Origin of the sequence: Stakelama sediminis (genome assembly GCF_014199335.1) — a bacterium.
Classification (GTDB): domain Bacteria; phylum Pseudomonadota; class Alphaproteobacteria; order Sphingomonadales; family Sphingomonadaceae; genus Sphingomonas; species Sphingomonas sediminis.
The window spans coordinates 416,687-430,227 of record NZ_JACIJI010000001.1; the positions used below are offsets into that span (position 1 = coordinate 416,687).

Consider the following 13,541-nt stretch of genomic DNA (forward strand, 5'->3'; position numbering starts at 1 on the left):
GCGAGTCAATTGGCGAATATGCCGGCGCGGCGTTTTTCCGCGCCGGAATGCACGCGTCAGCGCGTTGCGTTATATTTGAGCTGATCCTCGGTCAGCTGGAAGCCGACCAGCGCCTCGAACGTGGCACGCTGAATCGCCTGCTGCACATCGGGTTCGGACAGCGGATCGACCGCCGCATCCGCCTGTCCTGCCTTGCGCTTCTGGGTGATCTTGTCGCGAATATCCTGCGGGATCGTCGCGGCAGCGCGATTGATCGACGTCGCACCTTGGGCGCTGACCTGCGCGCGCAACTGACCGGCGGCAAAATGCACCGTCGCATGACCGATCCGTTTCGCCGTCACCGCCGAACCACCGCGCACCACGGTGATGAAATAGGGGAAGGTCACGTCGCGCGCACCGTCCGCCTTGCTGCGGCGCGCCTCAACATTGAACGTGATGTTGGTGAGCACATTGGCGCCCGAGTCGTTGCAGGTCGAACGGACATCGGTGATTGTCGCGGTCACGTCGATCGCGCTGGCATCCTGACTGGTGGCAGGGTTGAACAGCGTGATGTCACCGGTCCCCGCTGGAACCGCGACTTCGGGGCAGGAGGTGCGGATGGCGGTAATACCCACTCCGCCTGCGGTTGAGATGTCCCCGGTTTTGGAGCACCCCGCCACCAACGGGACAAAAGCCAGCGCAGCGGCTATTCCGTACTTGCGGAAATTCACGGTTCGACACACCTTTCATACTCATCGCCGGGTCATGCAACACAATCACCGGACCGGCAAAACGCGGCGCACCATAGGAAGCGCCCTTGCACCACGCAAGCAATCGCGTAGAGGCAATGGATAATGGTTGAAAACGCTCCCCCGCTCGAACTCCTGATCGCCGCACCGCGTGGCTTCTGCGCGGGCGTGGATCGCGCCATTCAGATCGTCGAACTGGCGATCGAACGCTATGGCACGCCGGTCTATGTCCGCCACGAAATCGTCCATAACAAATATGTGGTCGATACGCTGAAGGCGAAGGGCGCAATCTTTGTCGAGGAACTGGACGAAGTGCCCGACGACGCACCGGTGGTATTTTCCGCGCATGGCGTGCCCAAGGCGGTACCGGCCAAGGCAGAGGAGCGCGGCCTCACCTATGTCGATGCCACCTGCCCGCTGGTGTCCAAGGTCCATCGGCAGGCCGAGCGCCTGATCGAGGCGGGACGCCACATCCTGTTCATCGGTCATGCCGGGCACCCGGAAGTGATCGGCACTTTCGGACAGGTTCCCGAAGGCGGCATGACACTGATCGAAACCGTTGCCGATGTCGCTGCCTTCGAACCTGCCGATCCCGACAACCTGGCATTTCTGACCCAGACCACCCTGTCAGTGGACGATACCGCCGAAGTGGCGGCGGCCATGCAGGCACGGTTCCCGGCCATCGTCGCGCCCAAGGGCGACGATATCTGCTACGCCACCTCCAACCGGCAGGCAGCAGTGAAGGCGATTGCCGGATCATGCGACAAGGTGCTGGTAGTCGGCGCACCCAATTCCTCCAACTCGCTGCGGCTGGTCGAGGTGGCGAAACGCAACGGTGCTGACGCGATTCTGGTGCAGCGTGCCGACGATCTCAACTTCGCCTGGCTGGACGGTGTGAAGCGGCTGGGCATCACCGCAGGCGCGTCCGCCCCGGAAAAACTCGTGCGCGAACTGGTCGATCATATCGCCACCCGATTTGCCGTAACCGAGCAGGAGGTTGAGATCGCGCGCGAAAACATCACCTTCAAGCTGCCCCGCGGCCTGCAAACCGCCTGATTCCGGATGGCAGTCTACACGCAGGTATCGGCGGAAGATCTGGGCGAGTTTCTAACGCGGTTCGACGTCGGCGAACTGGTATCGTTCAAGGGCATCGCCGAAGGCGTCGAAAACAGCAATTATCTGGTCGAAACGACGCAGAGCCGCTTCATCCTGACGCTTTATGAAAAGCGCGTGGCGGCGGACGACCTGCCCTTTTTCATGGCGCTGCTCGACCATCTGGCCGAGCGCGGCCAGCCCGTGCCGCCCGCCATTCCCGACCGTACTGGCCGCGAAATTCACGAACTGTGCGGACGGCCTGCCTGTCTGATCAAATTCCTGTCGGGCGTGTCGGTGTCCCACCCTACTCCCGCACAGGCGCGCGCCGCCGGACAGGCGATGGCGCGGATGCACCGGGCGCTCGCCGATTTCGAACCGGCGCGTGAAAACACGATGGGTGTCGATCACTGGCGCCCCCTGTTCGAACGCTGCGGAAAGAGCCTGAACGATATCGTTCCGGGATTATACGACGATCTTGGCTTCGCACTGGACGACACAGTGTCGGCATGGTCGGCCGACGGGCTGGATAGCTGCGTGATTCACGCGGACCTTTTCCCCGACAATGTGCTGATGCTGGGGGATCGGGTAACCGGCGTCATCGACTTTTATTTCGCCTGTACCGACCTTCGTATTTACGATCTTGCGGTTGCGCTGACGGCATGGTCGTTCGATGCCACGGGACATCGCTTCGACAAGGCGGTCGCCGACGCACTGACCACCGGATATGAGGGGCAGTTCCCTCTCAACGGTCACGAACGCAGCCAGTTGCTGACTTGTGCTGTCGGATCGTGCATCCGCTTCACTCTGTCTCGCGCGTGGGACTGGCTGAATACACCCGCCGACGCGATGGTGACGCGCAAGGACCCGCTGGCGTTCTGGCGGCGTGCGAAGGTGTATGACCCCGCCCTTGCCCGACTGACAACCTGCGCATGACGGCCCTTCCCCATGTCGAAATGGCGACCGATGGCGCATGCAAGGGCAATCCCGGTCCCGGCGGTTGGGGCGTGGTGCTGCGTTCCGGCACGACGGAAAAGGAACTGTCGGGCGGAGAGGCCGACACCACCAACAACCGCATGGAGCTGATGGCGGCGATTCGCGGGCTGAACGCACTGAAACGCCCCTGCCGGGTGACGCTGTCCACCGACAGCAAATATGTCATGGACGGCCTGACCAAATGGATTCACGGCTGGCAGCGTAATGGCTGGAAAACAGCGGCAAAGAAACCGGTCAAGAATGCCGATCTGTGGCAGGAACTGCTCGCCGCCGCCAAACCGCACAAGGTCGACTGGGTGTGGGTGAAGGGCCATGCAGGCCACCCCGACAATGAACGCGCCGACCGGCTGGCCAGCGACGCAGCACTCGCCGCACGCTGAAGCGTTCCCGATCCGGCCATTACCGTTCTTGACGCGGCATGGCGGCTGCGGTTGACTGATCGCCGACGAAAGAGAGCCGATATGCAACTGCCCGACGATATTTTCACCGAGCCCGCCAACATCGACCCGGACACGCTGGCCAATCTGGGGCCGCTGCTGCGGCTGGCGGGGGTTTGGGAAGGCAAGGCCGGTCAGGACGTCAATCCCAAGGCGGACGGTCCGCAGCGGCGCGGCTATACCGAACGCATCGAATTACAGCCGATCGACGCCCAGCCCAACGGGCCGCAGCTCTTCTATGGCCTGCGCTATCACACGCATATCAACGACCCGGAAGAGGCAATTACCTTTCACGATCAGGTCGGATACTGGCTGTGGGAACCGGCAACCGGTCTGATTCAGCAGACGCTTGCCATTCCGCGCGGGCAGGTGTTGCTGGCGGCAGGGCACACCAAAGCCGATGCCGACCATTTTGTCGTCGAAGCGAAGCGCGGCCAGACCAATTACGGCATCTGCTCGACCGACTTTCTGGAAGGCGCATTCCGCACCGATTCCTATCGGCTGGAAATCCGGTTTCACGACGATGGGACATGGAGCTACGATTCGCGAACCATGCTGGCCGTTCGTGGTGAGGACGAACCGTTCCTGCACCACGACACCAACCGGCTGACGCTGATCGCATCGCCCGATTGCAACCCCTGGCAGGGAATACTCAATGCATCGAAGTCCGGGGCGTGATGCCGGAACAGGCGTGCGTTACACCTACCGCTCCGGCAGGCTGGTGATCTGTGTCGAGCTGTCCCAGATGTCGATACCGCCATCGACGGCATAGGGCTCGATCTCGGCCAGTTCGGCTTCGGTGAAATCGAGATTCTTCACCGCATCGAGCGAGTCGTCGAGTTGTTCGACGGTGCGCGCGCCGATCAGTGCGGAGGTCACCCGCTTGTCGCGCAGCACCCAGGCGATCGCCATTTGCGCCAGCGTCTGCCCGCGCCGCTCGGCAATCGCATTGAGCGCGCGTGCGCGTTCGATATTATCCTCGGTCAGCAGTCCCTTGCCGAACGACCCGCCCTTCGTCGCGCGCGCCTTGTCGGGCATGCCGTTCAGATATTTGCTGGTGAGAAGTCCCTGCGCCAGCGGTGAAAAGGCGATGCAGCCGACGCCCAGATCGCCCAGCGTGTCGAGCAACCCCTTTTCCACCCAGCGGTTGAGCATCGAATAGCTCGGCTGATGGATCAGCAACGGCACCTTATGTTCAGCGAGGAGCGCGACAGCCTTTTTCGTCAGTCCCGGTTCGTAGCTTGAGATACCGATATACAGCGCCTTGCCCTGACGATGGATCTGCGCAAGCGCGCCCACCGTTTCTTCCAGCGGCGTTTGCGGATCGACGCGATGCGAATAGAAGATATCGACATAATCGACGCCCAGCCGCTTGAGCGACTGGTCGCAACTGGCGATCAGATATTTTTTGCTGCCCCCGATATCACCATAGGGTCCGGGCCACATGTCCCAACCCGCTTTGCTGGAAATGATGAGTTCGTCGCGATGGCCGGCAAAATCCTTTGCCAGCACGCGCCCGAAATTCTCCTCCGCAGAGCCATAGGGCGGGCCGTAATTATTGGCGAGGTCGAAATGCGTGACGCCGCGGTCGAACGCGCGGCGCAGAATCGCGCGGCCCGTTTCGAACACATCCTCGCCGCCGAAATTCTGCCACAGGCCAAGGCTGATCGCGGGCAGATCGAGTCCGGAAATCCCGCAGCGGCGATAGGGCATGCGACCGTCATAGCGATCGGCATCGGCGATATAGGGCGGCGCAAAGGACATGGCGGAACTCTCCCATCGAGTAGCGGCAAAGGCTCTGAAAACGACCGGAACGAATGCCCGGTACCGGTATCAGATGTCGTTAGCGCAGAGAGAGTTCCGCGTCAGCCCGCAAACAGGCCGAAATTATGCGTTTAGCTATTGTCTTCGACAGGTGCGCCGGGGCCGTTCTTTTTCATGGAGTCGATGGCGTTCTGAGCAGAGGACTTGCTGCTATAGCCTTCAGTCGAAAACATCACTTCCGAATTATATTTGAAGCGGACTCGAAACTCGCCAGCCTTGTCCTTATAGATTTCGAACTTGTGTGCCATCGACATTCCCTTTCCGGTTGAAGTGATTGATCGAAGTTAACGAGGCAAATCGCGATTCGCTAGGAAAAGCGTGTCGCTGCATAGCGATCCGGATCGATACCCTCCGGCATCATCGCAGGGTCGTTGAGAAGCAGGGAGGCAGCGAGTGCGGCTGCGGCAGGCGCGGTCTGGATGCCGAAGCCGCCCTGCCCTGCAAACCAGAAAAAGCCGGGCACCTCGGCGGCGAACCCGTAAACGGGCCGCCGGTCGGGGGCAAAGCTGCGCAGACCCGCCCATTTGCGTTCGACCGCTTCGATCCGCCAGTCCACCGCGCCTTCCAGCCGGTCGATGGCAAGCGCGACATCAATTTCTTCCGGCGCAGCATCGCAGGGCACGGTCGGGATTTCATCATGCGGGCTGAGCCACAATTTACCGCCCGCTTCCGGCTTGAAATAGAAACGACCGTTGATTTCGGCGACATGCGGGACACCGTCCGGAACCGGCGGATCGGTGCGTAGCTGCACCATCGTCCGGCGGAACGGCGCGATGCCCAATGGTCTCGCTCCCGCCATCGCAGCCACAGGGTCGGCCCAGGCACCGGCGGCATTAACCAGCACCGACGCACGCGCCACGCCCGACGCCGTGTCGAGCAGCCACTGCCCGTTTTCACGCCGCGCCGCGCGTAAAGTTGCCCCGGTCGACAGCACCGCTCCTGTCCGCCGCGCACGGCTCAGGCAATCGCCATGCAGGCCGGCAACATCGATATAGGTGCAGCTTGGCTCCCACACCGCGTCGCACCACGCATCGCGCAAACCGGGCACATGGTCGCGCGGATCGACGCGGGAGAGTTCTACTCCCGATCCGTCAAACTTTTCCAGAAATGCCTCAATGGCAGCACTATCACTCGCCTGACCGATCCCCAACGATCCGAGTGGCTCCAGAAACCCGCCTGCCCGCAAAGCCGGTCCTGACGCAGTGGTCAGAGGCTGAATATCCGGACCGCCATAGGTTTCGGACCAGAATGCCGCCGACCGCCCGGTGGCGTGATAACCGGGCTGGTCCTCCGCCTCCAGTAACAGCACGCGCGCGCGGTCGCCAATCGCAGCGGCAAGGCTGGCACCCGCGATTCCGGCACCGACAATGGCGATATCGAACGGCATCAGGCGGGCGGTACTCTGCTCGTCAGGAAGCGGTCAATCTCTGCCAATGCCTGATCACGCACCGGATCGGCTTCGCGCAGAATTTCATGCGCCGATTCCGGGCCGAAGCGGATCAACTCCGCATCGGGCAATTTCCCGGCCAGCGCGATCGCCGCTTTCGCATCGACCAGCCCGTCGGCTTCCGCGATCAGCATCAGCAGCGGCACCCGCATTGCGCCAAGTCGCTTGTCCGCGCGCAAGCGCCGGGTAGAGGCAAAGGCCTCGACCAGCCATTGCCAGCTTGGCGGTCCAAGCATCAGTTCGGGCTTCGCCGTCTGCCACCATAGTTCATCTTCATAACGGGCATGGTCATGGGTAAGCAGCGATTCGCGTGTTTCAGTGCGACTGGGCTTTTCATTCGCCTTCCATGCCAGCCGCGCGGGATCGCCGATTTTCGTCATCAGCCGCGCGGCCAGCTCGCCGATCACCGGGCCGACCGGTGTCTTCAAGCCCAGCATCGGCGCCACCAACACCGCCGCATCGGGATCAATCGCCCCTTCGACCAGTCCGCGCAGGATCAGATGCCCGCCCATTGAATGGCCGAACACCACGCGCGGACCCGCCGCCGCAGGTGCCCAATCGGCATAAAAACCCCGCAAATCGTCAATATAGATGCCAAAGTCGCGGACATGGCCGCAATGCGGGTTGGGGGATAACCGCCCCGAACCGCCCTGTCCGCGCCAGTCGAATGCAGTGATCGACCAGCCGAGCGCGTGCCAGTGCGCGAAGCTTTCCAGATATTTTTCGAAAATGTCGCCGCGGCCGCCCTGAAACAGGATCGAGCCGCGCGCCTTGCCTGCTTCGGCGGGCCAGTCGAACCGACGCAGCGCCCAGCCATCGGAGGCGTGCCAGCGGGTGATTTCGGCACCGGCGGGAATCGCACGGCGAAAGAGAGCGGATGCAGCCATGACCGTTGGTTACTTTTTGGAAAGCCATTGCGTCTAGGGATTAGGCGTGATGGGGGAATTAATTATTCCAGGTTTGCTGGCCGCTCTGGTCATCCTGCTGGTCTCGGCCGGCATCGAGGACGTGCGCACGCGTGAGATTGCGAACTGGAAAAACGCCGTAATCGCGTTGCTCGCACCGCTGTGGTGGGTCGCCAACGGGCTGCCGATATGGCCCGACATGGCGATTCAGTTCGGCCTGGGCGCGGGCGTGCTGGCACTCTTCACCATGGCATTTGCGCTGGGTCAGATGGGTGGCGGCGATGTGAAGCTGCTCGCTGCACTGGCGCTGTGGCTGCCGCTGCAACCGCTGATCTGGATGCTGGTGCTGATGTCGCTGCTCGGCGGCGCGCTGACGCTGATCATGCTGATCGAAAAATGGCTGCGCAAGTCGAAGACGGTGCCGGAGATTCCCTACGGCGTCGCCATCGTGCTCGCCAGCCTGATCATACTTCGCGAACCGATTTTTAACCATTTTACCGGATAGCTTAACGCCGGATCAACCGGCCCGCTTTTTTCCGAAAGGCCAAGACTGACATGGATGCACGGAAAATCATTCTACTGGTAGGCGCGCTCGTCGTCGCAGGGCTCACCGCGTTTATGGCGCGCAGCCTGATGATGGGCTCGACCGCTCCGGAGGTCAGTGCGGCACCGCCGCCGACCGTCGTCACCGGCCCGAAGGTGCTGATCGCGAAAAAGGCGTTGCCCGTGGGCACGATCCTGACGACCGATTCCTTCACCTTTCAGCCATGGCCCAAGGATCTGGTGGAAAACGCCTATTATATCGAGGGCAAGACCGACCAGAAGTCGCTGCTCGGCACTGTCGTGCGCTATGCGATCCCTGCGGGTCAGCCGATCACGCAGGGTGCGCTGATCAAACCGGGCGACCGTGGCTTCCTGGCGGCGGCACTCGCACCGGGCATGCGCGCAGTCACCGTTCCGGTTTCTGCGCAAAGCGCGGTTGCCGGCTTCGTCTTTCCCGGCGATCGGGTCGACCTGTTGCTGACTCAGTCGGTGCCCGGCGGCGGCGATGGCCCGCCTCTTAAAGCTGCGGAAACCATACTGCGCAATCTGCGCGTGCTGGCCACTGACCAGAGCACCGAGAATGAAACCGACGAAAACGGTAAACCGGTCATCAAGCCTTATTCGACGGTAACCGTCGAGGCGACGCCCAAGATCGCGGAAGAAATCGCGGTCGCGCAAACGCTTGGCACGCTGTCGCTGTCGCTGCGCTCGATCGCCGACAACAAACGCCAGTTGGAAGCGGCCATCGCGTCCGGGGAAATCAATGTCCCCGACGACGGCGATCCGAAGAAGGAAAAGGAAATGCTTGCCGCCGTCGACGCCATGCCGATCGACGCACGCAAAACCTATTCAACGGGTGCCGATGTATCCCGTTTCCAGCGCAGCACCGTGCCCGGCAAAGCGTCGAGCGAAAGCGGGAATATGGGCATGGCTCCTTCGGGACCGTCCTTTCCCGGTGGTGCGACACCGGCTGTTACCGGCCCGGTGGTCAGGGTTGCCCGCGGCAATACCGTGACCGTCGTCCCGGTCGGGGGGAAGAAATAACCATGCGACTCAAGGCAAATAAACTGACGATGGCGTTCGCGCTGACAGCGTCCCTCGCCACCGTGGCGGTCGCGACCGCTCCCGGTGTGGCGCAGACGCTGCCCGAACCGGGAACGACCGTCGAACTCAATCTGGGTCAGGGCCGTCTGGTCAACCTGGCAACTCCGGTGTCCAACGTCTTCGTCGCTGATGACAAGGTTGCGGATGTCCAGGTCCAGTCCCCGACGAAGGTATATATCTTCGCCAAGGGACCTGGTGAAACCAACGTCTATGCCACCGCCAAATCGGGCAAGGTGGTCTATGCGACCAGTGTCCGCGTCGGCCAGAACATCACGTCGGTACAATCGATGCTGGGTCTCGCCATGCCGGATGCGCAAATCCGCGCGACGACAATGAACGGACTGGTCCTGCTGACTGGTACCGTCGCCAGCCCCGACGACGCCGCCGAAGCGAAACAACTGGTTCAGGCATTTGTCGGCGACAAGACGAAGGTGATTACGCGGCTGAAGACTGCAACGCCTTTGCAGGTTAACCTGCAGGTAAAATTCGCCGAAGTCAGCCGCAGCTTCATCAAGAATATCGGCATGAACCTGACGTCTCAGGACACCTCCAACGGGTTCCAGTTCGGTATCGCACAAGGCACGCAGGGCACGTTCGACGGCATCGGCGGCGGCGCGTCCCAGCCGCAGCTTCCGATGGGGCAGTACGGCACCACGCTGGGGGCCGCTGGCAAGCTGCTCGGCCTGAACATCCTTGGCGCGCTCAACCTGGGTGAACGCGACGGTCAGGTGACGACGCTCAATACCACCAACCTCTCGGCGCTTTCGGGTGAAACCGGGTCGTTTCTGGCAGGCGGCGAGATTCCGATCCCCGTCAGTCAGGGGCTGGGTGCGGTCTCGGTCGAATATAAACAATATGGCGTCAGCCTGTCTTACACGCCGACGGTGCTCGCCGACGGCCGGATCTCGATCCGTGTGCGCCCCGAAGTGTCGCAGCTTTCGGATGCGGGCGCGGTTACGATCAGCGGCACCACCATTCCCGCCCTGACCACCCGGCGCGCGGAAACCACGGTCGAGGTGGGATCGGGTCAGAGCTTCATGATCGCGGGCCTGTTGTCGAACAACCATCAGAACTCGATCGACAAGGCTCCGGGTCTGGGCGACATCCCGATCCTCGGCACGCTGTTCCGTTCGAACGGGTTCCAGCGCAACGAAACCGAGCTGGTGATCGTCATCACGCCCTATCTGGTCAAACCGGTCAACGCCAATCAGATCGCGTTGCCGACCGACGGCTACAAGGCACCGACCGACCTTCAGCGCGTGCTGATGGGGCAATTGTCGAGCGGCAACAGCGCTTCGCGACCGACGCCGACCATGGCGCCGCAGGATTCGCCTGCTCCCTCGCTGGGCGCGGCGGCAGCGCTGCCCGCCGGTCCCGATCTGCCGGGCGACCGCAACAAGAAGAAAAAGTCGCAGGACGCCGACAAACCGACCGCCCTTCCCGCCCAGCGGCAGGATGGCAAATCCGCCATGCCCGGCTTCAGCCAGCCCTGATGCGTCGCAGCTTTTAGGAGACACCCATGTTCTCTCGTACCTCGATCCTCGCGGCCACGCTTCCGGCGATCCTGCTGGCCGGGTGCAGTTCCGGCTATCGCGGCATGGAAAGCCAGCATCAGCCTGTGGTCAGTCGTCAGAGCTATATGCTTGATCTTACGACCGGCGGTTCCGGTCTGGCACCCAGTGAGGTGCAGCGCCTTGCCGGATGGATGTCGTCGCTCCGCCTTGGCTATGGCGACCATGTCTATGTGTACGATCCGGCCGGCGATTCAGCCGTCGCCCGCGAACAGGTCGCGGCCCAGGCAGCGCAATATGGCCTGCTGCTGAGCGGCGCGGCACCTGTACCGCCCGGCGCGGTGACGCCCGGTACCGTGCGCGTCATCGTCACCCGTATGCACGCTGCGGTTCCGGGATGCCCCGACTGGTCGGGCTCCGGACAACCCAATTTCAACGGCCATACCAGCACCGATTTCGGCTGCGCGGTGAACCAGAACCTCGCCGCAATGGTGGCGCAACCGGAAGATCTGGTACGCGGTCAACCCGGCACCGGGGTCAGCGATCCCGACACCGCGGCAAAGGCGATCGACACGCTGCGCGATGCCAAACCAACCGGCGCAAACGGCCTGAAGACCGAATCCACTTCATCGGGAGGCAGCCAGTGAACGCACCCTGGACCCCCGGACGCACCGGGCAACGCGAACCCTTTACCGCCTTTGTCTGCGACGAAAGTTCTGCCGACGCTCTGCGTTCGATCGCGGTCGAGCAGGGCTGGTCGCCGGAGAAGGTCAACAAGGGAGGCCTGCGTAACGCGGTTCAGTCGCTGTCGGTATCGGCCAGCCCGTCGATCCTGTTCGTCGATCTTTCCGAATCGGGCGACCCTCTCAACGATATCAACGCGCTGGCGGAAGTCTGCGAACCCGGCACGGTGGTGATCGCCGCCGGGCAGGTGAACGATGTTCGCCTGTATCGCGACCTGCTTGCCAGCGGCATTCAGGATTATCTGCTGAAGCCGCTCAATCCTGAAATGCTGCGGGATTGTTTCGCACAGGCACAGGCGACCCTCTCCGCCCCCAAAATGGCGGAAGGAGGCAACGAGCACCCGCATTGCGCGCTGGCCATCATCGGCACACGCGGCGGGGTCGGCGCGTCGTCGGTCGCCACTTCGCTGGCCTGGCTGTTGAGCAGCAAGGGCGAGCGCACGACCGGTCTGCTCGATCTCGACGTGCATTTCGGGACCGATGCCCTGTCGCTCGACCTGGAGCCGGGACGTGGCCTGACCGACGCGATCGAAAATCCCAGCCGTATCGACGGGCTGTTCATCGAACGCGCGATGGTGCGTGCATCCGACCGGCTGGCCATCCTTTCGGCCGAAGCACCGATCAATGCACCCATCGTTACGGACGGGTCGGCCTATTACCAGTTGCAGGAAGAACTGCGCCACGCATTTGACTGCTCGGTGGTCGATCTGCCGCGCTCGGTGATGGTGCAGTATCCGCATCTTCTGACCGACATTCAGACCGTGGTACTGGTCACCGAATTCACGCTTGCTGCGGCACGCGATTCCATCCGGCTGTTGAGCTGGCTGAAATCCAATGCTCCGCAGGCAACGGTCATACTGGTTGCCAATCGGGTCCATCCGGCTGCTCAACTGGAGATCAGCCGCAAGGATTTCGAAAGCTCGATCGAACGCAAGGTCGATTATGTCATCGCCTTCGACCAGAAGCTTGCCACTCAGGCGGCCAAGCTGGGTCGTCCGCTGGCGGAGGCCGGCAAGGGATCGAAAACGATCGCCCCGCTGGTTTCGCTGTCCCAGCAATTGCTGGCGGCAAATGAGGACGAGATCGACGGCGATAAGAACAAGGCGGGTAAAGGCGGATCGCTGCTCGACAAGCTGAGCGCACTCAAGCCGAAAAAGCCTGCCAAGCAGAACGCCAAATAATCATCGCCGCCGGTTGGCGGGGATGAGAGGGAAGGACGGTATAAAAGCATGGAAATGCTGCCGATAATCTTGCTGGCTCTGGGTACGTTCGGCGTGCTCGCGCTGCTCGTGATCGCCTTTTCCGGCCCTTCCGCCGCGCGCGCGGTTGAGCGTCGCATGATGGAGCTGAAAACCCGTCATTCGCAAAGCGCTTCCGTCAAGATGGAAGCGCAGATGCGGCGCATTACCGCCAAGAACGATACACGGATGGACGAAACCTTCGCCCGGTTCGTTCCCCGTCCTGTATTGCTCAAAAAACGCCTGGCAATGACGGGGAAAAACTGGACGGTAAGTCAATATGGCATGGCGGCAGGCGGTATTACGATCGTCACTGCCTTATTGCTTGCGATCAAGGGCGCTCCGTTTTTGCTGGCGCTGTTACTGGGGGTTTTTCTGGGGCTGGGCATTCCGCACATGGCGGTCGGCTATTTCATCAAGCGCCGCATCAACCAGTTCACGATCAAGTTCCCCGATGCCATTGAATTGCTGGTGCGCGGCCTGCGCTCTGGCCTGCCGATTACCGAAACCATGGGAGTTGTCGGGCATGAGGTCGAAGGCCCGGTGGGCGACGAGTTTCGCTCCGTTGCCGACAAGATGAAGATCGGCCGGACGCTCGATGCTGCGCTTCAGGAAACCTCCGACCGGCTTGGCACGCCCGAATTTCAGTTCTTCGTCATCACCATCGCCATTCAGCGCGAAACCGGCGGCAACCTGGCCGAAACGCTGGCCAACCTCGCCACCGTGCTGCGCCAGCGCGCGCAGATGAAGCTGAAGATCAAGGCGATGTCGTCGGAATCCAAGGCATCGGCCTATATCGTCGGGTCCCTGCCCTTCATCGTCTTCGGCCTGATCTGGATGGTCAACAACGACTATATGAAGAACTTCTTCACCGACGAACGGCTGATGGTCGCCGGGCTTGGCGGCCTGATCTGGATGGGCATCGGTGTGTTCATCATGGCCAAAATGGTCAGTTTCGAGATTTAAGGGAGGC

The 13,541-nt window shown here is 62.0% G+C and carries 15 protein-coding genes; 10 read left to right on the plus strand and 5 right to left on the minus strand.

Features of this window, described 5'->3' with window-relative positions; translation table 11 throughout:
• Positions 1–56 precede the first annotated feature (56 nt).
• Positions 57–710 carry a hypothetical protein gene (locus FHR23_RS02100; RefSeq protein ID WP_425506348.1) on the minus strand — a complete coding sequence of 218 codons (654 nt, stop codon included), beginning with the start codon at positions 708–710 and terminating at the stop codon, positions 57–59.
• 123 nt (positions 711–833) lie between these two features.
• On the opposite strand from FHR23_RS02100, the gene ispH reads away from it, so the two are divergent.
• From ispH to FHR23_RS02120, 4 genes are all read left to right on the plus strand, one after another.
• Positions 834–1,784, plus strand: coding sequence for a 4-hydroxy-3-methylbut-2-enyl diphosphate reductase (gene ispH / locus FHR23_RS02105; RefSeq protein ID WP_184001269.1), 951 nt, complete (start codon positions 834–836; stop codon positions 1,782–1,784).
• Between the two features lie 6 nt (positions 1,785–1,790).
• Entirely contained in the window at positions 1,791–2,756 is a 966-nt protein-coding gene (thrB, locus tag FHR23_RS02110; protein ID WP_184001270.1) for a homoserine kinase, read from the plus strand.
• Positions 2,753–3,196 carry a ribonuclease HI gene (gene rnhA, locus FHR23_RS02115; RefSeq protein ID WP_184001271.1) on the plus strand — a complete coding sequence of 148 codons (444 nt, stop codon included), beginning with the start codon at positions 2,753–2,755 and terminating at the stop codon, positions 3,194–3,196. The genes thrB and rnhA overlap by 4 nt, the downstream gene beginning before the upstream one ends.
• 81 nt (positions 3,197–3,277) lie before the next feature.
• Positions 3,278–3,931, plus strand: coding sequence for an FABP family protein (locus FHR23_RS02120; RefSeq protein ID WP_184001272.1), 654 nt, complete (start codon positions 3,278–3,280; stop codon positions 3,929–3,931).
• 24 nt (positions 3,932–3,955) lie between these two features.
• Here the strand turns inward: FHR23_RS02120 and mgrA are convergent, their stop codons facing one another.
• The 4 genes from mgrA to FHR23_RS02140 form a co-directional block, all read right to left on the minus strand.
• Complete coding sequence (gene mgrA, locus FHR23_RS02125) at positions 3,956–5,017, minus strand: L-glyceraldehyde 3-phosphate reductase (RefSeq protein WP_184001273.1); 1,062 nt, start codon at positions 5,015–5,017, stop codon at positions 3,956–3,958.
• A gap of 131 nt (positions 5,018–5,148) precedes the next feature.
• Complete coding sequence (locus FHR23_RS02130; RefSeq protein ID WP_184001274.1) at positions 5,149–5,325, minus strand: YegP family protein; 177 nt, start codon at positions 5,323–5,325, stop codon at positions 5,149–5,151.
• Positions 5,326–5,384: 59 nt separating this feature from the next.
• Positions 5,385–6,464 carry an NAD(P)/FAD-dependent oxidoreductase gene (locus FHR23_RS02135; RefSeq protein ID WP_184001275.1) on the minus strand — a complete coding sequence of 360 codons (1,080 nt, stop codon included), beginning with the start codon at positions 6,462–6,464 and terminating at the stop codon, positions 5,385–5,387.
• Positions 6,464–7,411, minus strand: a complete 948-nt coding sequence (locus tag FHR23_RS02140) for an alpha/beta fold hydrolase (protein WP_184001276.1) — start codon at positions 7,409–7,411, stop codon at positions 6,464–6,466. The genes FHR23_RS02135 and FHR23_RS02140 overlap by 1 nt, the downstream gene beginning before the upstream one ends.
• 49 nt (positions 7,412–7,460) lie before the next feature.
• Between FHR23_RS02140 and FHR23_RS02145 the strand changes: the two genes are divergently transcribed.
• Genes FHR23_RS02145 through FHR23_RS02170 form a run of 6 tightly spaced genes read left to right on the plus strand, consistent with a single transcriptional unit; the run spans position 7,461 to position 13,534 of the window.
• A complete protein-coding gene (locus FHR23_RS02145) occupies positions 7,461–7,934 on the plus strand; it encodes an A24 family peptidase (RefSeq protein ID WP_184001277.1) in 474 nt (157 codons plus the stop codon).
• A 50-nt stretch (positions 7,935–7,984) separates the two neighbouring features.
• Positions 7,985–9,016, plus strand: coding sequence for a Flp pilus assembly protein CpaB (gene cpaB / locus FHR23_RS02150; protein WP_184001278.1), 1,032 nt, complete (start codon positions 7,985–7,987; stop codon positions 9,014–9,016).
• 2 nt (positions 9,017–9,018) lie between these two features.
• Positions 9,019–10,569, plus strand: a complete 1,551-nt coding sequence (locus FHR23_RS02155) for a type II and III secretion system protein family protein (RefSeq protein WP_184001279.1) — start codon at positions 9,019–9,021, stop codon at positions 10,567–10,569.
• Between the two features lie 26 nt (positions 10,570–10,595).
• On the plus strand, positions 10,596–11,234 hold the full coding sequence (locus FHR23_RS02160) for a CpaD family pilus assembly protein (RefSeq protein ID WP_184001280.1): 639 nt from the start codon (positions 10,596–10,598) through the stop codon (positions 11,232–11,234).
• Positions 11,231–12,511, plus strand: a complete 1,281-nt coding sequence (locus FHR23_RS02165) for a pilus assembly protein CpaE (protein WP_184001281.1) — start codon at positions 11,231–11,233, stop codon at positions 12,509–12,511. Before FHR23_RS02160 ends, FHR23_RS02165 begins: the two co-directional genes overlap by 4 nt.
• A 48-nt stretch (positions 12,512–12,559) precedes the next feature.
• Positions 12,560–13,534: a type II secretion system F family protein gene (locus FHR23_RS02170; RefSeq protein ID WP_184001282.1), complete on the plus strand. Its 975-nt coding sequence runs from the start codon at positions 12,560–12,562 to the stop codon at positions 13,532–13,534.
• Positions 13,535–13,541 lie beyond the last annotated feature (7 nt).

Excerpts from the sequence above, each read along its gene's own strand:
- ispH (WP_184001269.1), top strand. The coding sequence starts at position 834 with ATGGTTGAAAACGCTCCCCCGCTCGAACTCCTGATCGCCGCACCGCGT.
- thrB (WP_184001270.1), top strand. The coding sequence starts at position 1,791 with ATGGCAGTCTACACGCAGGTATCGGCGGAAGATCTGGGCGAGTTTCTA.
- rnhA (WP_184001271.1), top strand. The coding sequence starts at position 2,753 with ATGACGGCCCTTCCCCATGTCGAAATGGCGACCGATGGCGCATGCAAG.
- FHR23_RS02120 (WP_184001272.1), top strand. The coding sequence starts at position 3,278 with ATGCAACTGCCCGACGATATTTTCACCGAGCCCGCCAACATCGACCCG.
- mgrA (WP_184001273.1), bottom strand. The coding sequence starts at position 5,017 with ATGTCCTTTGCGCCGCCCTATATCGCCGATGCCGATCGCTATGACGGT.
- FHR23_RS02130 (WP_184001274.1), bottom strand. The coding sequence starts at position 5,325 with ATGGCACACAAGTTCGAAATCTATAAGGACAAGGCTGGCGAGTTTCGA.
- FHR23_RS02135 (WP_184001275.1), bottom strand. The coding sequence starts at position 6,464 with ATGCCGTTCGATATCGCCATTGTCGGTGCCGGAATCGCGGGTGCCAGC.
- FHR23_RS02140 (WP_184001276.1), bottom strand. The coding sequence starts at position 7,411 with ATGGCTGCATCCGCTCTCTTTCGCCGTGCGATTCCCGCCGGTGCCGAA.
- FHR23_RS02145 (WP_184001277.1), top strand. The coding sequence starts at position 7,461 with ATGGGGGAATTAATTATTCCAGGTTTGCTGGCCGCTCTGGTCATCCTG.
- cpaB (WP_184001278.1), top strand. The coding sequence starts at position 7,985 with ATGGATGCACGGAAAATCATTCTACTGGTAGGCGCGCTCGTCGTCGCA.
- FHR23_RS02155 (WP_184001279.1), top strand. The coding sequence starts at position 9,019 with ATGCGACTCAAGGCAAATAAACTGACGATGGCGTTCGCGCTGACAGCG.
- FHR23_RS02160 (WP_184001280.1), top strand. The coding sequence starts at position 10,596 with ATGTTCTCTCGTACCTCGATCCTCGCGGCCACGCTTCCGGCGATCCTG.
- FHR23_RS02170 (WP_184001282.1), top strand. The coding sequence starts at position 12,560 with ATGGAAATGCTGCCGATAATCTTGCTGGCTCTGGGTACGTTCGGCGTG.